This window comes from Pseudomonas fluorescens HK44 (assembly GCF_000217955.3).
GTDB classification, from domain to species: Bacteria; Pseudomonadota; Gammaproteobacteria; order Pseudomonadales; family Pseudomonadaceae; genus Aquipseudomonas; species Aquipseudomonas fluorescens_AQ.
In genome coordinates, this window is the sequence record NZ_AFOY02000015.1 from 77,694 (window position 1) to 99,208 (window position 21,515).

General features: G+C 55.4%; 20 protein-coding genes and 2 pseudogenes. 14 read left to right on the top strand and 8 right to left on the bottom strand.

Annotation, left to right across the window (positions count from 1 at the left end; translation table 11 throughout):
- The first annotated feature begins 58 nt into the window (after positions 1-58).
- Complete coding sequence (locus tag HK44_RS13100; protein WP_019691059.1) at positions 59-679, top strand: LysE family translocator; 621 nt, start codon at positions 59-61, stop codon at positions 677-679.
- Positions 680-764: 85 nt separating this feature from the next.
- On the opposite strand, the gene HK44_RS13105 is transcribed toward HK44_RS13100, so the two are convergent.
- From HK44_RS13105 to HK44_RS13115, 3 genes are all read right to left on the bottom strand, one after another.
- Positions 765-1,250, bottom strand: coding sequence for an adenosine-specific kinase (locus HK44_RS13105; protein WP_019691058.1), 486 nt, complete (start codon positions 1,248-1,250; stop codon positions 765-767).
- A 99-nt stretch (positions 1,251-1,349) separates the two neighbouring features.
- Complete coding sequence (locus HK44_RS13110; protein WP_019691057.1) at positions 1,350-1,979, bottom strand: Vgb family protein; 630 nt, start codon at positions 1,977-1,979, stop codon at positions 1,350-1,352.
- A gap of 35 nt (positions 1,980-2,014) precedes the next feature.
- Positions 2,015-3,235: a hypothetical protein gene (locus tag HK44_RS13115; RefSeq protein WP_019691056.1), complete on the bottom strand. Its 1,221-nt coding sequence runs from the start codon at positions 3,233-3,235 to the stop codon at positions 2,015-2,017.
- Between the two features lie 155 nt (positions 3,236-3,390).
- On the opposite strand from HK44_RS13115, the gene HK44_RS30155 reads away from it, so the two are divergent.
- Together HK44_RS30155 and HK44_RS13120 are read left to right on the top strand one after the other, a co-directional pair.
- Positions 3,391-3,516 carry a hypothetical protein gene (locus HK44_RS30155; RefSeq protein ID WP_019691055.1) on the top strand — a complete coding sequence of 42 codons (126 nt, stop codon included), beginning with the start codon at positions 3,391-3,393 and terminating at the stop codon, positions 3,514-3,516.
- 58 nt (positions 3,517-3,574) lie between these two features.
- Positions 3,575-3,733, top strand: coding sequence for a hypothetical protein (locus HK44_RS13120; protein ID WP_019691054.1), 159 nt, complete (start codon positions 3,575-3,577; stop codon positions 3,731-3,733).
- A gap of 61 nt (positions 3,734-3,794) precedes the next feature.
- Here HK44_RS13120 and HK44_RS13125 read toward each other — a convergent pair whose 3' ends face one another.
- Together HK44_RS13125 and HK44_RS13130 are read right to left on the bottom strand one after the other, a co-directional pair.
- Positions 3,795-4,589, bottom strand: a complete 795-nt coding sequence (locus tag HK44_RS13125) for a carbohydrate deacetylase (protein WP_019691053.1) — start codon at positions 4,587-4,589, stop codon at positions 3,795-3,797.
- Positions 4,561-5,061, bottom strand: a pseudogene (locus HK44_RS13130) (GNAT family N-acetyltransferase); the annotation flags it as partial. The pseudogene HK44_RS13130 and the gene HK44_RS13125, both read right to left, overlap by 29 nt.
- Between HK44_RS13130 and HK44_RS13135 the strand changes: the two are divergent.
- From HK44_RS13135 to HK44_RS13155, 5 genes and pseudogenes are all read left to right on the top strand, one after another.
- Positions 5,047-5,276, top strand: a pseudogene (locus tag HK44_RS13135) (MFS transporter); the annotation flags it as partial. The pseudogenes HK44_RS13130 and HK44_RS13135 sit on opposite strands and share 15 nt — an antisense overlap.
- A gap of 126 nt (positions 5,277-5,402) precedes the next feature.
- Complete coding sequence (locus HK44_RS13140) at positions 5,403-5,960, top strand: polysaccharide biosynthesis/export family protein (RefSeq protein WP_024264908.1); 558 nt, start codon at positions 5,403-5,405, stop codon at positions 5,958-5,960.
- A gap of 26 nt (positions 5,961-5,986) precedes the next feature.
- Complete coding sequence (locus tag HK44_RS13145) at positions 5,987-7,102, top strand: hypothetical protein (RefSeq protein ID WP_024264909.1); 1,116 nt, start codon at positions 5,987-5,989, stop codon at positions 7,100-7,102.
- Between the two features lie 20 nt (positions 7,103-7,122).
- Positions 7,123-8,691, top strand: a complete 1,569-nt coding sequence (locus HK44_RS13150) for a GumC family protein (protein WP_019691049.1) — start codon at positions 7,123-7,125, stop codon at positions 8,689-8,691.
- 74 nt (positions 8,692-8,765) lie between these two features.
- A complete protein-coding gene (locus HK44_RS13155; protein WP_242031571.1) occupies positions 8,766-9,509 on the top strand; it encodes a CpsD/CapB family tyrosine-protein kinase in 744 nt (247 codons plus the stop codon).
- Positions 9,510-9,553: 44 nt separating this feature from the next.
- Here HK44_RS13155 and galE read toward each other — a convergent pair whose 3' ends face one another.
- From galE to HK44_RS13170, 3 genes are all read right to left on the bottom strand, one after another.
- Positions 9,554-10,531: a UDP-glucose 4-epimerase GalE gene (gene galE, locus HK44_RS13160; protein WP_019691047.1), complete on the bottom strand. Its 978-nt coding sequence runs from the start codon at positions 10,529-10,531 to the stop codon at positions 9,554-9,556.
- Between the two features lie 87 nt (positions 10,532-10,618).
- Positions 10,619-13,297, bottom strand: coding sequence for a cellulase family glycosylhydrolase (locus tag HK44_RS13165; RefSeq protein ID WP_019691046.1), 2,679 nt, complete (start codon positions 13,295-13,297; stop codon positions 10,619-10,621).
- A gap of 5 nt (positions 13,298-13,302) precedes the next feature.
- Positions 13,303-14,829 (bottom strand): O-antigen ligase family protein, encoded by a 1,527-nt coding sequence (locus HK44_RS13170; RefSeq protein ID WP_019691045.1) that lies wholly within the window; start codon positions 14,827-14,829, stop codon positions 13,303-13,305.
- A 96-nt stretch (positions 14,830-14,925) separates the two neighbouring features.
- Between HK44_RS13170 and HK44_RS13175 the strand changes: the two genes are divergently transcribed.
- The 6 genes from HK44_RS13175 (at position 14,926) to HK44_RS13200 (ending at position 21,278) form a co-directional block, all read left to right on the top strand.
- On the top strand, positions 14,926-16,302 hold the full coding sequence (locus tag HK44_RS13175; protein WP_024264910.1) for an oligosaccharide flippase family protein: 1,377 nt from the start codon (positions 14,926-14,928) through the stop codon (positions 16,300-16,302).
- Positions 16,303-16,634: 332 nt separating this feature from the next.
- Entirely contained in the window at positions 16,635-17,738 is a 1,104-nt protein-coding gene (locus HK44_RS13180; protein WP_019691043.1) for a glycosyltransferase family 4 protein, read from the top strand.
- An 80-nt stretch (positions 17,739-17,818) separates the two neighbouring features.
- Positions 17,819-18,775 carry a glycosyltransferase family 2 protein gene (locus HK44_RS13185; RefSeq protein ID WP_024264911.1) on the top strand — a complete coding sequence of 319 codons (957 nt, stop codon included), beginning with the start codon at positions 17,819-17,821 and terminating at the stop codon, positions 18,773-18,775.
- 8 nt (positions 18,776-18,783) lie between these two features.
- Positions 18,784-19,308, top strand: a complete 525-nt coding sequence (locus HK44_RS13190) for a serine O-acetyltransferase (RefSeq protein ID WP_019691040.1) — start codon at positions 18,784-18,786, stop codon at positions 19,306-19,308.
- A 49-nt stretch (positions 19,309-19,357) separates the two neighbouring features.
- Entirely contained in the window at positions 19,358-20,335 is a 978-nt protein-coding gene (locus HK44_RS13195; RefSeq protein ID WP_020723526.1) for a glycosyltransferase family 2 protein, read from the top strand.
- 7 nt (positions 20,336-20,342) lie between these two features.
- Positions 20,343-21,278, top strand: coding sequence for a DUF535 family protein (locus HK44_RS13200; protein ID WP_024264912.1), 936 nt, complete (start codon positions 20,343-20,345; stop codon positions 21,276-21,278).
- The last annotated feature ends 237 nt before the right edge of the window (positions 21,279-21,515 follow it).

Consider the following 21,515-nt stretch of genomic DNA (forward strand, 5'->3'; position numbering starts at 1 on the left):
CTTGCCGGAAGCGGATACCGTTGAGCAAGACAATAATAAATTACCTGAGGAGCACGACATGCTCGATATGACGCAAGTACTTACCTATTCGGCAGCGCTGGGCATCGCGGCCGCCATTCCCGGCCCCGGCATGGCGGCGCTGGTGGCGCGGAGCGTCAGCGGTGGCGCGTTGTCGGGTTTTTGTCTGCTGTTTGGGCTGATCCTCGGCGATCTGACTTACCTGTCATTTGCCGTCTTCGGCCTGGCGATGATTGCCGAGCACTTCAATGCGTTGTTCCAGCTGGTACGTTGGGCGGCAGCGCTGTACTTGTGCTATCTGGCCTGGCAGTTCTGGTTCGCCAACCATCAGGCGATCGAAGTCGGCAAGCCGGTGAAGAAGAAAGAGCTGCTGTCGGCGGCGATATCCGGTCTGACCATTACTCTGGGCAACCCGAAGACCATCGCCTTCTATCTGGCGTTGTTGCCGCTGGTGATCAACCTTGAGACAGTCTCGTTGCAGACCTGGGGGCTGATGCTGGTGCCACTGACCATTCTGGTTCTGCTGGGCGTTGGGGCGCTGTTCATTGTTGGCGCGGTGCGTATCCGGCACCTGTTGTCGAGTCTGCGAGCGCAACAGCGGCTGTTTCGCGGCGCGGCAGCGATCATGGTGGCGGCTGCCGCTGCGATGCTGATTCGTTGAGGCGCTGAGTGACCGTGACTGCACCCTGCATGGAAATGTTTCGCTTGCTGCACGGTCACGGCGCACTCATTGTCGGCTCTTCAGCTCAGAGCTTGTAGCCGATCTGTCGCAACAGGTTTTTGCGCCACAGGATGTCTTCGTCACCTTCAATGTCCTTGGCGCAAAAACCATCCACTACGCCCAGGATCGCTCGCCCTTGTTCCGTTTCAGCGAGAATGACTTCCGTTGGATTGGCTGTCGCACAAAAGATATGGCACACCTCAGGAATCATTTTGAGGATGTTCAACACGTTGAGCGGATAGAAACCGTCGCCGAGGAACACGATGAAGCTATGGCCTGCGGCGATGGCTTTTGCGTTTTTCTGGGCCAGTTCGATCATGGCGCTGTCGGTGCCGGACCAGCGCACCAGGCATTTGCCTGACGCTTCACAAAAGGCCACGCCAAACTTGATACCTGGCACGCAACTGACTAATGCTTCATGAATGTCCTCGACGGACTTGATGAAGTGCGTCTGCCCAAAAATGAAGTTCGTCGCTTCTGGCTTATCGATTTTCAACGTGATGAGTTGCATCTCAAGCGCCTCCTTCCACGATGTGTTATCAGAGCCTGACTACAGACCAAGCATAGTGACTGATTTGCAGCGGCGCCTTCCGCTGTCGATCGCGGCGTCTCATTCAGGTCGGCGAACCACTCTTACCTTGCCGCTGTTTCCGCCTCCGCAGAAGAACTGATCGGCACCATCCGACTCGAGCCCCGATACGCCGACGCCAGAAGGCATATTGAGGCTCTGCAGGACTTCTCCGGTTCGAGGATCGATGTGCCTCAATTCGCTTTCGTCACCCTCCCAGGTGCCGTGCCAGAGTTCTCCGTCGACCCAGGTGACGCCAGTGACGAAACGGTTGGACTCGATGGTGCGCAGAATCGCCCCGGTCTGGGGATCGATCTGATGAATTTTCCGGTCCCGATACTCGCCCACCCAGAGCGTCCCTTCGGCCCATGTGAGCCCTGAGTCACTGCCGCCGGGCGCCGGGATGGTGGCGAGCACGCGACCGGTTTTCGGGTCGATCTTCTGGATGCGATCCTCGGCGATCTGAAACAGGTGCTGACCGTCGAAGGCTGTGCCCGCATGCGCGGCGACATCGATTGAGCGCAGCGTATTCCCGCTCGCCGGATCGAGAGCGTTCAGCTTGTCTCCGGAAGCAAACCAGACGTACTGGCCGTCATAGGTAACCCCATGCACGTTGTCGATTCCCGGAAAGGGGCCATATTCACGGATGATTTCGGCTGTTGATCGTTTCATGATTTCCACTCCGGTGGCTGGGTAGTGAAGTGATCCTAGTCACTCGGCAGTGGCGAGGGGAGTAACAATGACGTCGCGCAACCCGGCACCGACGGGGTCATCCAGCGACGCGCTCGCCCGCGACCAAACCACTGGACCTTGCCGGCCGCCGCGAGCGAGTCGAGTGCCCGCTGCACGGTGCGCTGGCTGGCGCCAAGCGCCAGCGCCAGGGCTGAACTCGACCACGACTCACCGTCCGCGAGGAGGGCGAGCACCGCCGCCTGCTTCTCTTCGACGGGCCGCGCCAGCACGACGACTTCCGGTGCACTGCGCGGCACCAGTGCAAACCCGTGCTTTGTTGCGGTCACGCCCGCCACTGTCCGCAGCGCCGCGCGAAGTCGCCCGACCTCGACGCGCAATCGCGCACGATGCGACTCATCGTCAAGCTTCAATCGGAAGGCTCGGGCGATTAGCGTTTCCCTCGGTACGTCGGCGGGCCACGCTTCGCCCAGCACCCGTGCGAGCGCGAACAGCACTGGGCGCCTTGCGAACGATACTTGCGCACGTGCATCACGCACGACATGACGGCAGGCGTCCACGACGAGCGCCTTTGAAGCCAGTAGCGCTTCAACGTCCTCAAGCAGCAGAAGCCGCTCCTGGCCACCGGTAATCAGGCGCGCCGCGGGTGTGTCGAGGACGAGGCGTGCGCTGTCGACCTCGGCTGTCAGCGCAGGGATACCGGCGTGGCGTGCGGCCTGCTCGGCCCGAGTGAGCGCCGCCCGTGCCGTCTGTGCCTGGAGGCGGCGCATCGCAATTCCCGCCACGACCAACTCATGGGCAGCCATCAATGCAGGCGGTAAAGGCGTGGGGTCGAGTTCGGCGAGCCTGTGCTCGGCTTCGTCGAGGTGACCGATCAGCAGCAAGCGCCGGATCTCGAGATACCGGGCATGCGCGGCGTTCACCCGGTCACCGTGTTCTTCGAGTGTCGCCCGTGCGGCATCGAGTGCCTTTGCAGGCCAGCCAAGGTCGCGCGAAGCGAGCGCAATCTCGGCCTCGGCGACCACGCATCGCGCACGGGCCAAGGCCTCTTTCGGACCGAAGGCACGTGCCGCACTGCGCAACAGAGCCTTCGCGCGAACCAGCTCGCCAAGCTGCGCCATGGCGATGCCGCGCAACGCGAGTGCCGGCGCATCGTCGCGCAAGGCCACCCGGTTCAGTGCGCCGAGGGGATCACCCGCAGCGAGCGCACGCGCCGCAGCCGTTATCAGCGAATCCATCAGAATCGCACCACAGCGGTCACTCCCACCCTCCGATACCCGCTGCTTAGTCTATCTCACGACTATCAAACAGCCTGGAGGGTAACAAGCGCTGAGTCAGGTTCTGCCTTCGCAGGAAGACATTCAGAGCTTGCTGATTCCTGCCAGAGGCTGGCTTGCGCTACAGCCATTTCGGGGAAGGTGATTACGCCGAACAAGAGCGGGTGATTCAGGGGCTGCTGGAAGAGGCGAAAATCGCCAAGGTTGCTGTACACAGTGCAATACAGACGGTCGGTCGATAACGAAGCAGTGGCTTTGTTCTATCCTGAAATTGAACGCAAACCTCAGGAGGAGGGCCTTATGGCAACCGAAAAGAAACGTGAACAGTTCGAAGATTCTGAAGAGGAAAAGCCAGACGAAGCGACCCCGGATGAGAATCCACCCGATCCGACGTGGAAGCATCCGGACGACGGCAAAAGCCTTTCGGATCTTGACCAGGAATGGCCGCTTAAACCCTGAGCCATCTGCCTTTTGCACAATGCCCGTGGCCAGTCCCGGGCATTGTGCTGTCATCGTTGTGCTACTCCAATGCCGTCGTGGCCGCTGCGGGCCGTGTGCGTGCCAGCACGTTATAGCAAACCCGTGGAATGCCCGGCAGGCGGTTGTCGAGCAACTTGCTCAAGGACTCACCCTGATACAGATAGGCGTCGCCAAAGTCGCTGCCGAGCATCGTCGGATGGGCAACGATTTCCAGCAGCCCGTCTGCCGGTGGCCTGGCGTTGCGCAAGTCCACCGGGGTACAGACGTAGTCCGCCGTGGCACCGGCGAGACGGTGTAAACGCCGGTTGAGCAGGCTCTTGAACACGCGCTTGGCCAGGCTGAGGTTGTGCCCCAAATTGCGCGCCAGGCGAACGGGGACTCCCTGGCGGGCAGCAAAACGCGCGACGATCTCACCGATCGGCCAGATAGTGTGCACATGCTGGTGGGAATCGAGATGGCTGGGCTGCAGGCCATTGTCCAGGCAGTGCTGCCATTGCGCTTCGAGTTCCTTCAGCACCGCATCGCGTTGCTGGCGGCCGAGCCACAGGCGGTGACGGGGCAGGTTCAGGTCGAACTCGCCGGCTGTGTCGCAAAAGGTTGGCAGCTCGAGTATCGCCCGGCTCAGGGGCCGGCCGTATGTGAGGTTGAAGTGTAGGCCGACGCGACCCTTGAGCAGCGGCTGCTGCGCCAACGCACAGGCCGCTTCGAAAGCCGGCATGTTGGCCATGGCGGTGGCGGAGCTGATCACCCCGGACTGGAAGGCCCGCAGGATGACTGCGTTCTCGTTCAGGCTGAGACCGAAATCGTCAGCGTTGACTATGACTTGGCGAGGCATGTTCATCCTCCATGGGGTGTGCAGTGGGCGCGATTTTTTTATCGACGCCGGTCACGACGGGCGTGCGGACCAAACGTGCGACAGCGGCCGCACGTTTGGTCCGCCACTGTTGCAGTCGCGGTTTGACGTGGTGCCAGAGCCGCAGGCCAAGGCCCAGCAAGAGCCCGCTGGGGCGCCAGGAATAGAAGCTCCAGCGCCAGTGTTCGAGCTGCCCGGTCATGCGTTCATGCAGTTGATGGCTGGAGTTGTCCAGGCTCACCCGCGACGGGTCGATCCACTGCCAGCCCTCGTCCAGACCCCAGCTAATCCACTCATCAAGCAGCACTCGGCCGCTGCCCAGACCGGCATATTGCAGCAGGAACGCCAGGTTGTAGTCGTAGAGCCGACCCTGTTCCAGCAAGCCTAGACGATAGCTGATGCAACGCCCGTCAAGTTCCAGCACGACCACGCGTACCCGCCCTTGGGCGGCGAGGTCGGCCGAAAGGCCGTGACCTGGTTCTCGATCCTCGGCGTGGCGCCGTTCACGCTGTTGCTGCCTCATGTGGACCTGTTCTGGACCAGTGTGCTGATGGTTTCATCCTGGCTTCGGCGTTCTCGGCCATCGTGGTCTACGCTCAAGAACGAGTACCGGGCAACGTCCGGATGATTGCCGGGGTGTTCTTCGGTCTGATGTTTGGTTTCGGCGGAAATTGGCCGCCAAGAAGCTCGAGGCGATTGCTGTTTGATCGTTTCTTTGGCGTCAAAGGAGAGGGAGTGTTTTCGCCCCGTTTTTATGTGAAGCTCTGTGCATGCTATTTGGTCGGAGGGATCCTTATGTTGCGTTTGTTATTACCTGTGCTCTGCGCGCTGGTGGTCTGGCCCAGCATTACCAGTGCCGACGAAAGAGCCGCGGCTTATCTGCTAAGTCCGGGTGACGTCATTTCCGTTTCCGTTTGGGGCGAAGAGAAGCTGAAACAGGAGGTGCACGTACTTCCTGATGGCAGCATTACCTTCCCGCTGGCAGGAAAAATCGATGTTGCGGGGCTTGATGCCACTGCAGTCGCAAAGAAAGTCGCTGATAAGCTTAAGGAGTTCATACCCGATCCGAACGTGAGCGTTGTCATCACGAGCACCGCAGGCAATCTCGTCTATGTGCAGGGTAAGGTGCTCAAGCCCGGCACCGTACAGATGTCAGGTCCAACTGCAGTGCTGCAAGTATTGAGCATGTCGGGCGGGCTCGACAAATTCGCCGACAAGGAGGACATCAAGGTCGTGCGCCGCAATGGGGCTAAACAAGAGATCCTGCCCGTCCATTACAGCGATTTGATGTCCGGGCGTGACATGTCCACCAATATTCAACTCCAGGCCGGCGATACGCTGGTCGTGCCTTAGCCTTGCGCGATGCACTAAGGATTATCTTGCCCGTGCTGCGAACGGCCGGCGTTGCGACGGCCATCTTGATCTTGCCGTGCTCCGGTGTGGCCTATGCTGCCACTTGGCAATCAGCAATCGTTCTGCCTTCGACTGTCGAGTACGACAGCAACCCGGTGCTTGTTACGGAAAACAAGAAGGGTGTGACTCGTACGATCATCGCCCCCGATTACACGCTTGTCGGTACTTCAGGCCGGGATCAGTGGCGGTTCGGTCTTGGTATGAATCTGGTGCGTTCGTCTGATACGTCCATCGTTTCGGACCGCGAAGACCCCAACGTGCAGTTAGGGTGGCAGCGCGAGACCGAAACGGGTGGTTTTGGACTCACGGCGAAGTATGTCGAGAGCTCAACGCTCTCCACTGCGGTTCAAGAAACCGGTGTGATTACCACCGATGGTACGCAAAAGCTAACCTCGTTCGGCGGCAACTGGAGTACCGCTCTCAGTGAGCGAACTACCCTGGTTAACGAAACCGACTACACACATGTCACTTACGACATTAATACACTGACCAACTATAACGAGCTTTCGAACCGCCTAGGCTTGAACTACGCATGGAGCGAACGTGTGGAGCTATTCACGCGTTTTGGCGTGAAGCGTTATGAGCCGCAGCAGGGATCTGCGGTGTCTTCCTCAAACAGTTACACCCCCACTGCCGGCTTGAACTTTGAGATCTCCGAGCGGCTCAAGGGGTCGCTTTACGCAGGTGTCAATCAAGTCTCTGGCTCGAACAGCCGCCCCCGTGGCCAAGGCGGTTTTTCGTTGCACTATACCGGTGAGCGTGTTGATACAAGTATCGGCGCCAGTCGTAGTACTGTCGCCAGCGGCGACGGCGGTTTTGTCGAGTCTGATAACCTGAACGGTACATGGAGTTATGCCCTCGACGACACCAGCCGTACCGGTTTTGATGCCTCATTGCAAAAAACCAAAGGGCTAACGCCTAATACCCTGCGCAATGTCGGTGCCTGGTTTAGCCGGGAACTCTCGCCTTTTTGGGTGGCGCGCCTATCCTTCACGTACAAAGAACGCCAGCAAAATGGCTTGCCGGATGCCACCGCAAACGTCGTCGGGTTGACCTTGACCTATAGTCACCCCAACTTCTGAAATTCAGCTGGGTGATAAATATGACCTCTGAATACGAAATGTCGGTCAACGACTACATTGCTGTCATCAAGCACCATGCCTTGCTGTTGATCCTGAGTTTCGCGTTAATACTCGGCCTGAGCGTAGTGGTCGCGATCTCTATCCCGCCCATCTACGAGTCATCTGGCACTATTCTGGTCGAGTCTCAGCAGATTTCGCCAGACCTGGTGGCGGCGAACAACAATACCTTTGCCGATGAGCGCATCGAAGTCATTCGCCAGCGCGTGATGACCCGTGAGCATCTGGAAGGGATCATCGACAAGTACAATCTTTTTGCTTCGCAAAGCAGGCAGTTGAGCGTTTCCGAGAAAATCGATGAAATGCGCAATGCGATTACAGTCTCCTTGGTCAGTGCTGCCGTTAAGGGGCGCGGAGAAGTGACGATTGCTTTCCGTCTTTCCTTTGAGCACCGGCAGCCAGAGATTGCCAACAAAGTGGCCAACGAGCTGGTGACGCTGTTTCTGGATGAAAACATCAAGCAGCGCACCGAGCGCGCCAGTGAAACAACAGTGTTTCTGACGCAGGAGGCGGACAAGCTCAGGGTCGAACTGGAAGCCCTGGAAAACCGCTTGGCAGACTTCAAGCAAGCGCACAGCAACGCGCTTCCCGAGCATCAGGAGTTGCGCATGAATATGTTGTCACGCGCCGAAACCGAGCTTAAAGAGGTCGACCGTGACTACAAAACTGCCCGTGAGGAGTTGCGCTTCAATGAGTTGGAGCTTTCCGCAGCCAATGCCGGGCTAGCGACCAAGCCTGGATTGCCCGGCGCGGCGGTTGATAAACAGCAAGATCTGGGTAGCCTCAAGGCGGAGTACACCCGGTTACTGTCGCTGTATACCGAAGCCCACCCCGATGTGCGTGCCGTCAAACGCAAAATTGCTGCACTTGAGGCTACCAAAGGTGTTGGTGCTGGTGGTGCAGCGGCTCCAGCCAGTCTGGACATTGCCAAGGCTCAGGCCCGGATCGCTGCCGCAGAAGCACGTATCAAGTCGCTGGCCGATCAAAAGCAGGAAATACTCAAAAAAATAGCCGACTACGAGGCACAAATTCTTGAGACGCCGCAAGTCGAGCGCGGCTTGGTCACACTGATGCGTGACTATGAAAACGCTCGTAAAAAATACGAGGAAATTCGCACCAAGGAAATGAGTGCAAAAATTTCCGAAAGCCTGGAGCAGGAAAACAAAGCCGAGCGTTTTGTTCTTCTGGAATCGCCATTGATGCCTGAAAAGCCGATACGGCCGAACCGTAAAAAAGTGGTTGCCATGGGCTTTGTTCTCGCTCCGGTGGGCGCTGGCGCATTGGTGATGCTCCTTGAGATGCTGAACCAGCGCGTGCGCGGAGCTGAAGCCTTGGCCAGTGTGCTGGGTAGACGCATATTGGTTGCGATTCCCTACATATACACTAGAGCGGAATTGGCACGCCGTAAGCAGTGGCGAACGCGATTGATCCTCAGTGGAGTAGTGATGATCGTGCTCTTTTTGGTGCTCCTGCACTTCTTCTACATGCCTCTGGACCTTCTGATGTTTAAAGCTCTGGGCCGGTTTGCATAAGGAATATAGCCATGGAAATAATCAAGCCCGATACCGAGAATTCCGAGCAACAGCCTTCGTCAAGTCTCGTGACAATGCCAAAAGCCATGACAGTGACCGGGCAGTCTGCAGGTCTGAATGCGCTGAGTTATGTGCAAACCAAAGTTGTACCGCTGCGGCCAGAGCATCTCGAGAGCAATCGCATTGTGGCGTACAACAAGAATTCGAATATGGGGGGGGCTTTCGATCTGCTGCGCACGCAAGTTCTGAAAGTCATGGGAGAAAATGACTGGCGCACGCTTGCTATCACCTCGCCAACTCCGGATGCAGGCAAGACTGTATTGGCTATCAACTTGGCAATGAGCATCGCTCATCACACCACCAAGACGGCGCTACTGGTGGATTTCGACTTGCGTCGTCCGATGGTGGGTGCCTGCCTGGGTCTGCCGATGGAGAAATCGCTGAATGAATTGCTGGCCAATGAGGCGGAACTGCAAGAAGTTCTGGTCAACCCGACCTTGCCGCGCTTTGTAGTCCTGCCGACGCGAGAGCCGATCCCTCTCTCCACCGAGGTGCTGTCATCGCCCACAGTGAGCCATTTGATTACTGATCTGCGCGAGCGCTACGACTCGCGTATCGTGATTTTCGACTTGCCGCCGTTGTTGAGTTCGGACGATGTTATTACCGTCTTGCCTAAATTCGACTGCGTCCTGCTGGTGGTCGCCAACGGCATGAACAGCAAGAAAGAGATCGAGGAAAGCCTTTATCATCTGGGGACAGCCAATCTGATTGGCACGGTACTAAACAAAGCCGAGCCCCCAAACCGCTCTTACTACTAGAGCGTCACCCTTAGGCGTTCGGCGTTATGCGCCAGCGCCGACTTTCAGTGCCAAGGGTACTTCTGCTCCCAGCTCCAGGCGTGCGCCACTATCAGTTCAAGTGAGGCAAATTGCGGTTGCCAGCCAAGTAATGTGATGGCCATGCGGGGATCGGCCACAAGGCGTGGCGGATCGCCGGCGCGGCGTGGCGCTTCGCTCACGGAGATATCCTGGCCGGTCACGGCGCGTGCCGTGTCTATTACTTGTTGTACTGAGAAACCCTGACCGTTTCCGAGGTTGAAAGCCGTGCTTGCACCACCTGCCAGTAAATAATCCACGGCAAGTGCATGAGCTGCAACGAGGTCGACAACGTGGATGTAGTCGCGAATGCAAGTGCCGTCAGGTGTGTCGTAGTCACGGCCATAGACGGTGATGGTTGTGCGCCGACCGGAGGCAGCTTGCAGTATCAGTGGCAGCAGGTGGGTTTCCGGTTCGCGGCGTTCACCTAACTGTCCTTCAGGGTCTGCTCCAGCGGCGTTGAAGTAGCGCAGGCAGACCGATTTGAGCCCGTATGCACGGTCGAAATCTCCAAGCATCTGCTCCACCATCCACTTGCTGCGACCATAAGGGTTGATCGCGGCCTTGGGATGCTCTTCGTCGATAGGTACATACACCGGGTCGCCATAGACGGCTGCGGTCGAGGAAAAAATGAAGTTTTTAACCCCGGCACGAACCATGGCTTGTAGCAGCGTAAGGGTTCCAGCCAGGTTGTTTTGGTAATACTTGGCAGGTTCAGTGACGGATTCGCCCACCTGTATAAATGAGGCGAAGTGGAACACGGCATCAAAGTGCTGTCCCGCAAACAAGACGTCCAGGGCTTGTGCGTCGGCGATGTCCAGTTCGACTAATCTCCCGCCCATCAACGCGCCGCGATGGCCTGTTGAAAAGTTGTCTGCCACCACCAGTTCGTGACCGGCACGCAGTAGTTGCTTAACCATATGCGAGCCGATATAGCCTGCGCCACCAACCACCAAAAATTTCATCCTGATCTCCTGGAAACTGTTGCTGTGAAAGCACAGATTGGAACGCCAGTTCGATCCGCCTGATCATTACGTTAAAAGACAGGTTAGCTATTGATTCGTCAGCGCGCTGGATGATGCTGTATTGACAGGGCCTGGCTGTGCATTGCCTGAAGTTGTAGCTTGCGTGACGCCTTTTTTCAAAAACAACCAGTTCGACGCCTGCAAGCCGTCGAACTTGATCGTATAGCGTCCATCAAGGTAGGTGGCGGGTAGCTTCTTCATTTGTCCAGGGATGCCGTGGGTGAACAGCGTCAAGCCTTGCGGCGCCTGGATTGTCAGGGTGCCTTCGAGGGGCTCGACATAAAAAGGTGTTTTGCTGTCGTCTTTGGGGATGGCACGGGTACCCAGCGAAATCAGTAAATCCTGCGATCGGCAGACAGGCGCGTCGTCCAGGCTTTGCACCACCACACTGGCATTAGCGGTCTTCACTTGAACCTGGATGTTGCCAAGGCTGATCGACTCGCCGCCGATCCAGCCGGTTGCTGCTTGGGTGCGTGGCGTATTGATGGTGTAGATGCCTAGTTTCCAGTTGCGCTTTAACTCGCCAGTGTCTGTCGTGGACTCGCTGGCATTGGCGTCCAGCAGCGACTGGTTGGGGTCATGAAACACCTGTGCATTGCTCGGGATAGCACTCTGTTGCAACCAGGGCAATTGCGGCGTCTGTGGCATGGCGATTTCCAGCTTGCCTTTCTCCATGGCTGTGCGCAGTAGAGCCGCGTTGGCTGGTGTGATGCGTTGGTTGAATAGGGTGCTTGGCGTCGGCGCGAAGACATAGGTCGTTGTTGCTTCGCGAACGTCTGCACGGCGATAAAGCAAGGCGGCGGCGGGCAGGGTGGCCAGCATTGCAGGGTCGTTATAGGCGTGCCAGTTGTCGGCAGTTATCCATTCGCCGGTTAGCGGCTCCTGGCTGTAGGCATATTGCATCAGTGCATCCCAGCCTTGGTGGCTGGCGGTGCCGGCCATATAGAGTGGCAGCGAGTGGCGGTCAGGTGCCGGGAAAGGTTCAGTGTTCCACTCGGTGACGGTCAGGGGTTTGCCTATGACTTGGCCGGCGGCAATCCAGTTCAGTAAACCGTCGCTGGTGAGCGGGTTTTTCTCTAGCTGTCCAGGGCCACCGTAGCTATGGACGTCGATCAGGTCGCCGGCGGTAAGGGCCGGTAGGGAGCTTAGGCTGTCGCCGCCCCAGCTACTGGTCGTGGCGATGGGTACCTTCACTCCTAATTCACGTAGGTGCTGAATCATGTCTACGTTGAAACGTCGCTCCAAATCGTTAAGGAACAGCTTGGCGGGGCCTGGCTCCCAGGAGCGCCAGGTCTGGCTCGCAGATAGATTGTGCTGGTTCGCAAAGGCCTTGGCCTCGGCCATGTAGATCTGGTTGTGCTTTGGCACTTGTTTGTCTGGTAATAGGGCGTTGCCAAAGTGCTGGGTGACATCGTTTTCGTTGGTAATCAGTACGGCGGCGATCGCCGGATCGTCTTTGTAGGCGAGTCCGGTGTAGGTGTTTACATGGGTCAAATAGGCTTGGGCAAAGCGCTTCATTGCCTGCTGAATGGTGATGTTTACATAGGCATAGCCCTTGAGATCGGCGTTGTTCTTGCCATTCTTTGGCATTTCATCGAAGCCATAGATGTTGTCGTTTGCAGTTAAGGCTCGCTCGACGTGCATATCGAGCCATACATAAATGCCCTCGTCTTTGAGGCACTTGATCCACCAGTCGATTTTTTTCAGTGAGTCCGGGCTTAGTTGCTGAGTGTCATGCGTGAGGTTGCTGTCGCGAAAGATGTTTGGGATGACCCATGGGGAGTCATGGTGGTGCAGTCGTACGAGATTGAAACCGAGTGCCGACAGACGTTTGGCCTGCAGCTTGATTGCATCGTCTGGCGTACGAAACAGCGTATAGGCCGTCAGGTTAGTGCCCCAGAAGCGCGCTGGGGTGTTGTCTGCGAATAACAGTTGCTCGCCGGATACTTTGACGAAGCCGCGCTTGCCTGCAGGTTTTTCGTGAGCGTTAAGAAAGGACAGATCGACCGGCGAGGTTTTCCAGTCGAGCGTGTCACTCGGCCAGCTCCTTGTGTCCGCCAGCCCGAAGCGCTCGGTTGTGGTCGGACCGAGTACCACATCGCCAGATATGCTCAGGGTGGCTTTGAAATTTTGGCGGCCGGGTTTGATCGTGTTCTTGTAAAAAAAAGCACGCACCTGAGATTTATCACCCGGTTCAAAGTACACACTTGCCAGGGCAGGCTCAAAACGCATCTCGATGCGTCGGGTTTGTGTATTCCCCCAGGACCAGCCGCGGTTGTCGGGTAGCAAAGCCGGCTCACCCATTTCTCCATCGTAAAGGGCAGGATCGAACTTGAAGACGATGCCCCCGCCCATCACATCCGGCATCATGCTGTGTGCATCCAGGGCAATGTTCCAGGTCAACTTCTGCTCGTCTTCCTTCTGAATCTGCGCAGTCACGTCGAAATCCAGGTTTTTGTTCTTGCCTGCAAGGGAGTAGCTATAAGGGGTGTTCACTTTGAATGCGGTCGGCAAATCCGTCCATTCCCAGTTGCTCCCCCAGAAGGCGAATGAAGAAGAAACTACAGGGTTGCCACCGCGCGCCAGCATTGGCAGACCGCTGCGCTCATCCACGCTGGAGACCCAGTCCGACGCCCAGGTGCTAAACGGCCAAATAGCAAGGAGAACCACTAGCAGCATATGGGCGCGGTGAAAAAAAGAGGTCATGAGCGTTACCAGGGTTGAAGGTTGGCGCTCGCAGTGCTTGCAGTCTCAGTGCGCTTGAGCCTGCGCACCCTCTGAGCATAGGCCACACCCAGTCCGGCCACCGACCAATACACCACGGGGATCACCGTGATACTGCTAACGGTAAAGATGGTCACCAGTATCCCGGCCAGTACCGCCAACAGCGCACGTCCGAGTCGGCGCGCCTCATCGTCTTTGTTGGGGACCGAACGCATTGCTGTGCGGATGCCGAGCAGCACAGTGGCGAAAAAAACCACGAATAGCGTCAATCCGATCAGGCCGATGTCCAGCGCCAGGCCGATATAGGTATTCACAATATCGATGATGCCCTCGCCCTGAATCATGGACTGCATCTCAGGAGTGCTGCGGTAATCGAAAGAGCCCAGCCAAGGGTTGCGCTGGATGACGATCACTGAGTTATCAATCAAGCGCTGCCGGTACGTGATGTTCTCTACCTCTACCGTACCGATGAACGGTAGCAGGTCCAGGAGTTTTTGCCCGCCAGGCACGATGGCCAGCAGGGGAAGGGCGAGCAGTCCGGCGATTGCCAGAAGCATCAGGCGTTTGACAGCTTTACGGCCGGTGCCGATGAACACGGTGATCATGACGGCTGCACCGATCCAGGGGCCACGCGACAGCGGTGCAAACAGACCGCCAGCCAGCAAGAGCGCGCCGAGGCATTGCTGCAATCGGCTGCGTACGCTCTCGCGCAAGAACAGGTAAAAGCCGATGGCCACGCTAATGACGTAACCCAGTGCGATTGCCTGGCCGGTGGTGGCACTGGCGCGTAATGAATCACCACGATTCAAGTAGCCGGACATTTCCCAGTGCATGTCCAGAGCGACAATCAGCGCGTTGTACAGCAGCCAATGGCGGGCAAATTCGACGAGACCAATAAGCGCCAGCACCATGGCGGCGAGTACAAATCCCAACAGAGCATCCTTGAAGTCGCTGAGTTCCTTCAGTGCCCTGCTGGCAACGTAGTAAGGCAAAAAAACGTCTATGAACAGGTAGAGCGTCTGGCGCAAGGTGTCGGTCAGCGTGGTATCACGCAGGTAAAGCAGGCTCGTCAGCAAGAGGTAGGCCGCTAGCAGTTTGTCAGGCCAGATGCGTCCGAAGCTCAGTGTGCTTGCTTGCCTGCGTAGCATGAAAAAAGCCGGCAACAACAGACACAATGTGAGCAGACGAATATGGTTAAGTGCAAAAAAATAGTTGATCAGGCCGAAGCCGGGAATCTGTGCCGGGGCCGGCGGGATGAGAAACAGCAGAAGGAAAAACAGTGCCAGAGGATTGCGTTCGCGTTGTCGTGCGACGGTCAAAATGATAGCGGCAATGCCCGCGTACACCCAGAAACTGTGCGAGACAAAGGCCAGTAGCGTCAATGCGAACCACAGATTGCGGCGACGAGTGAAGTCGTGGTGTGGGATCAGGTCTACTGCTGGTCGACGCGCTAGGGCAAAAACGATGCCAGCTAAAACTAGAATGACGATTAACGCGCGAAAGTGCTCAGGCATGGATTATTGAACTCATGGATTGGTGAGCAACGGCTAGTGAGATGACCAATTGTAGCTATAGTAACGTGCGTACCATTTGAGTTCGGGATTGATGTCATGCCTCCAATTGATTTATCGCCATCGGTGAGCCTTCGCAGGCGAGCGATATCTGCTGGGGCATGGAATCTGGGTGCGCTTGTTGCCTCTCAAGCAATTCGCTTGGGCGGCAACCTTGTAATGGCCCGTCTGCTGATGCCGGAAATTTTCGGCGTAATGATCATCGCCACCACCGTTTCGGTGGTTCTGCACTTGCTTTCCGATGTCGGTTTGCGCCAGAACATTATCCAGAGCCCGCGTGGCGACGATCCAGTGTTTCTCAATACCGCCTGGACAGTGCAGATCCTGCGTGGCGTTGTCCTTTTTGCTTCGACACTTCTAATCGCAGGCTTCACCTGGTGTGCACAAGTCATCAATCTGTGGTCGGCCAATTCCACCTATGCCGCACCGGAGTTGCCGCTGGTGTTGGCCTTTACCGGTTTTACCGCGATCATCTTTGGGTTCCAGTCGACGAAACTCGACTTGGCAGTTCGCGCTTTCCAGCAAAAGAAAGTGGTGCTCCTCGACTTTGCGTCCCAGCTTGCGGGCCTGCTGGTGATGCTGGGCATCGGTTATTTCACCAGGTCTGTCTGGTCGCTGGTGATTGCAGGTCTGGTCTCGGCCATGGTCGGTACTGTTATTGGTCATCTATGGTTTCAGGGCCCGCCTAACCGTCTACAGTGGGACCGCTCTGCGCTCCAAGAGTTAGTCGTCTTCGGCCGTTGGATACTGTTGTCTTCGGCAGTGGGAGTATTGGCCATGTATGGTGATCGCATCTGGTTCGGCGGCAGCATGTCGGCCACTGAACTGGGCGTCTACTCCATTGCGGTGCTGATTTTGGGCACTCTTCAAACCGCAGTGCTTAGGTTGGTCGGGGCCGTGGCCCTGCCAGCCTTCAGTGAAGCCTCAAGAAGTAATGACACCGCGCGGCTCCGCGTTTTGTATTACCGCTTCAGATTGATTTTCGATCTTGCTTTGCTGTTTGTCTGTGGAGTGTTCTTGACCGTCAGTCCGCTCATCGTTGGTGGGTTATATGATGAGCGTTATGCCGCTGCCGGCACCATGATGGCCATTCTTTCACTTTCTTTTTTCACATTGCGCTACACGGTGGCGCATCAAGTTTGGCTTGCCTTGGGACTCACAAAGTACCAAGCCATGGATAACATTATTCGCATTGTCTCGTTATGGGTGCTACTGCCGCTGCTGCTGGCGATTGGCGGGGTAAAATATGCGATTTGGGGCGTTGCCCTGCATACGTTCCCTACGCTTGTCCTGGTTGTTTATGTCAATTGTCGTGTGGGGCTGTTCGATCTCAAGCGTGAACTTGTGGTGCTGCCAATGCTGGCGGTGGGGGCGTTGTGTGGAGAGTTAGTGTTGGGCGTTGCTAAATGGCTTTGATTTGATCTACGTCTCTTGCTGTTTCCAATGCGGTGACAGACTGTCTTCAAACGCAACCTCGATGGCGTGGAGATTTGAATCATGAGTGAACTTAATTTGAATACATCTGTAATCGGTCGTAGAGGCTTCCTCCAGGCGTTTGCCCTGTTGAGTCTAGGGGGGCTGATATAGCGTTTTCCGAGATCGAGCGTCATCTGCCGGAGGCCATGGCTATTTTAGATCTTCCGTCGGATTCGGGATTCAAGATGTAGATTGATGGAAAATTGCTTGGCTGGAAGTGCTTTTAATTTGAATAGGCACCTCTCGTTTTCAGCGGTTTTGGAGGCGATCTAATGAAAGTGACTTTTGTGTTGCCGGTGGTGAATATGTCGGGTGGAATTCGCGTCGTTGCAATTTACGCTAAGGCATTGTTTGAAATGGGGCATGATGTAACACTCGTTTCCCCGCCTGCACCTCCTATTCCGCTGAAAAGGAAAATGAAGAGTTTCATCAAGGGTGAGGGGTGGCCGATAAGCGAGAGAAGTCCATCGCATTTAGACGGTCTCGGTCTTGATCACCGGGTGATAGAAAAATACAGGCCTATTTTGGATTCGGATGTTCCAGATGCAGATGTTGTAATTGCAACGTGGTGGGAAACGGCTGAGTGGGTGAATTCTCTAGGTCAGGCTAAGGGTGTAAAAGTGTATTTTGTGCAGGGGCATGAAGTGTTTCCTAATTGCCCAGTGGATAGGGTTATGGCGACGTATAAAATGCCTTTGCATAAGATAACTATTTCGAAGTGGTTGGCTGATGTAATGAGCATGGAGTATGGCGACTCTAATGTTAGCTTGGTTGGGAATAGTGTCGATCATCAGCAGTTCTTCTCCGCGCCGAGGGGAAAACAACGTTGCCCAACAATCGGTTTTTTGTATCATGAAGCGCCACTTAAGGGGGTTGATGTTGCGCTTCAGGTAGTTTCTTTGCTCGAGAAGAAATTTTCAACACTTCGAGTTATAACCTTTGGAAGTGCTCCTCCTAGTGGTTTTTTCAAGCTTCCCGCGAGTCTGGAATTTTATCTTTCTCCCGATCAGGATCGTGTTCGTGATTTATATGCGCAATGTGATGTCTGGCTCGCAGCAAGCCGGAGTGAAGGCTTTAATCTGACAGCGATGGAAGCAATGGCATGCAGGGCACCGGTAGTTTCAACGCGTACGGGCTGGCCGTTAGAGGCGATATCCTGTTTCAAAAACGGCGTACTGGCCGATATCGATGATATTGATGCCTTGGCTCGTGGTGTTGAACGGCTATTGACGTTAGACGAGTTGGAGTGGCGTGCGGTTTCAGAAATGGCATGTCAAACGGTGGCCTCAAGTTCTTGGGAAAACTCTGCAAAGTTATTTGAAGCGGCACTTAATAATGCGTGTGTGAGGAGCTTTCCTGAGTGGCGGTTGTTTTAAGCGGAGCTTGAATGATGTCGATTTGTAAATGGTTTTGTAATCCGACGCTGAGAGTTCAGCACTTTTGGGGGGGCGATCTAATGATTAGTGCTCCTCTTGATGTGTTAGTGGTTAACTACAATACAGCGACTCTGCTGCAACCCATGTTTAATGCGTTGCGCGAGTCAAATAGTGCGGATCGAACGCGCTATTTAGTGGTGGACAATGCCTCTGCCGATAATTCACTGGAGTGCCTGGCAACTATTTGTCCAGAGGCAATTCTGCTGGCCAATGAAAATAATGTTGGCTTTGGTCGTGCCAACAATCAATTGGTTGAGCACCTGCAGGGCAAGTACGCGTTGCTCCTCAATACCGATGCCTTCGTTGCTGCTGATACCCTGAGCAAGACCCTTGATTACATGGAGGCTCACCCTGATTGCGGAGTCCTCGGCGTTCGGTTGGTTGGGCGCGAGGGTGATTTGCAGCCCTCCTGTCGCTATTTTCCGACACCATTGAATGTCTTCCTCTCGCGTACAGGGCTTGAACGCTTTTTCCCTGTGGTGAAGAGGGTCGACGACATGGACTGGGATCATGCCTCGGTCCGTGAGTGCGACTGGGTGCCCGGCTGCTATTACTTGATCCGCCGTGAAGTCATCGATCAGATTGGCTTGTTCGACCCGCGCTACTTTCTTTACTACGAGGAGGTCGATCACTGCAAACGCGTTAAACAGGCCGGTTGGAAGGTGGTTTATTACCCGCATACCACGGTGGTGCATATCGGTGGTGAAAGTGCCAAATCGGTTGTCAAACTCAATGTGGTCAGTCGACAGATACCCAGGTTACAAATCGAAAGCGAGCTTTTGTACTTTCGCAAGCACCACGGTCTACTGGGTTTGGCCTCACATATGTTGCTGGTGAGCCTGGGTGATCTGATTCTGGCGCTCAAGGCTCTATTGAAAGGCCGCGGCCGGGCTGCCATAGGGGCGTGTTGGCAGCATGCTCGTGATACTTGGGCGTTGCTGCGCGATACCCAATTTGCTAGCCAACCAACACGGTAGGTCAACTTATGTTCGAAAATATACGTGCTGACTTGCGTGCATATGCTGGTGATTGGGCTGCTCAGGGGTTCTGGGTGATGCTGGTTTATCGCTTTGGGCGCTGGCGCTACGGAGTGCGCCCAGCATTGTTGCGTAAGTTGCTCTCCTTTATATACAAAGTGCTCTTCAAATTGGTGCAGATCGTGACGGGTGTCGAGCTGCCGTGTGAGGTGGTGATCGGGCGCAACTTCGTCATCGATCATTTCGGCGGAATCGTGATCAGTGGTTATGCTCAGTTTGGCGATGATTGCCGCATCCGCAATGGCGTGGTCGTGGGGCTCAAGAATGTGGATGAGCCGATTGCCCCGGTGATGGGTAACAATGTTGATATCGGTGCCGGGGCCAAGGTGCTGGGCAATATCCGCATTGGTAATAACGTCGTGATTGGTGCCAATGCCGTGGTGCTGACAGATGTACCGGACGACTCGGTGGCAGTGGGCGTGCCTGCGACTATCAAGAAAAGGCAGCGCGCAGAAGCAAGGGAATGCTTATGAACCATCCGGTGGACGATATCGAGCAGTTTTACATCGCTGAGTGAACTCAATGGCTACTGGTATTGGTGTCGTTGTTATCGGTCGCAATGAAGGCCTACGGCTTGAGCGTTGCCTGGCTTCGCTGGGCGGTGCGGCGCAGAAGATTATTTATGTCGACTCTGGATCAACGGATGGTTCAGTCCAGATGGCACGACGGCTTGGGGTCGAGGTGGTTGAGTTGGATATGTCGATTCCCTTTACGGCTGCGCGCGCGCGCAATGAAGGATTTGCCTGCGTGCAACGTTTATTGCCGGCGATGCGTTATGTGCAGTTTGTCGATGGTGATTGCGAGGTTGTCGGTGGCTGGCTGCCCCGGGCGCAGGCCTTTCTTGATGCACAGCCTGCGGTTGCGGTGGTCTGTGGACGGCGCCGTGAACGTTTTCCACAGCGTTCGATTTACAACTTATTGTGTGATCTTGAATGGGATACCCCGATAGGTGAGGCCAAGGCTTGTGGTGGCGATGCGCTGATACGGGCTGACGCCTTCGCCGCAGTGTCTGGTTTTCGAGCGGATCTTATTGCCGGGGAAGAGCCTGAGTTGTGTGTGCGCCTGCGTGCGAATGGATGGAAGGTCTGGCGCCTGGCTGACGAAATGACCTTGCACGATGCGGCCATGACCCGCTTCGGCCAATGGTGGCGACGTACCCTGCGTGGTGGCTATGCTTTTGCCGAGGGCGCATTTTTGCATGGGGCCGCGCCGGAGCAACATTGGCAGCGTGAGTCGCGCCGGGCCTGGTTCTGGGGCTTGGGTGTCCCGCTGGCGACTATGATCGCGAGTTTGATGCTGGGATGGTTTGGGCTGCTTCTGCTGCTGGTCTATCCACTGCAGGTGGTGCGCTTGGCTCGCCGGGGCGATAGATCAGCGCGCGAAAACTGGCTGCAGGCCTTCTTTCTGGTGCTGAGCAAATTTCCCGAGATGCTCGGGCAAGTCAAGTTTCTGTTGCACAGATTTGGCGCCGGCAAGACGGCGTTGATCGAATACAAGTGAGACGGCTATGAATGATTGGCTGATACTAAAAAGCGTGTTTTCTTTACATGCAGGGTATTCCTTCAGGGCATTGAAAAATAAGCTTAAATTACTGATTTTAGTTGGAAAAAACTGGTCCGCGCTAAAGGTGTTTTTGTGGCGTATGTCGAATGCCCTGGGCAAGACCGGTTTTGAGAAGTTGGGAGGTGATTGTGTGGGTGTTGTTCATTGGCCGTACATCAGTAGATGCTGGAGATCTCAGGATAGACTTAGTGTGTTGGCCTCACATTACGAAGTCGTCACAAAAAGCTGTCCGCAGCTATTACTTCTGGGACGAAATGACCGCTTGATGTTGAGCGACTTGTCGGAGTGCTCTGTTGGTTGTTCCTTGGTTCTAGATCGTCCGGTATGGTTTATGCGTGAAGGGGAGCTGGTGCTGAATTTGTTTCAGGGTGATTTGCGTATTGCATCAATAGCGTTCACCTTGTGTCGCACGGAAGTTGAGTTATGTATTTTTATCGGTGCCGTTCAAGGGATACACAAAGGCGTAGAGAGTGATAGGTCTTTGGAGATTTATAGAACACTGACAAAAGATTTTGAAGGCCTTCGCCCAAGAAGTCTTCTGATCGAAGCCATTAAGTATATTGCAAGAAGTGTTGGTGTTGAAAAGATTTATGCGATAGGGGATGGATATCGTCATCATCGTCATCCGTATTTTGGGGCTGAAAAAGCTCAAGACCTAGCGGCTAATTATGATGTCATATGGTTGGAGCATGGAGCGATTCCATCCGGGCGCGAAGACTTTTTTGAAATTCCCATGGTGTTGTCCAAAAAAGCGCTTGATTGTATTCCTTCAAAAAAACGCGCCATGTACCGCAGGCGTTATGAGCTTCTAGATGATGTTTTTACAAGGATAGATAGTGTGTTAATAGGCAGCTGTGCAACTAGCACAAGCGCTCATTAGGTCGATATTTGACTGTCGGGCCTGGCGGCATGAAACGGCAATAGTCACTCTTGGTTAGTTGGCGGGCGGCAGGGTTTCAGCTATTGGTTTCGAAGTGTATATAAGGTGCCGGAGCGAAAATTCCAGGTGGGGTATTGCTCGGAGAAAATGCAAGGATCGGAACAAACGCCGTGGTGCTTGTTGACGTTCTTGATAATTGTACTACTGTAAAATTACCTGTAGTAATAATTCACTGCG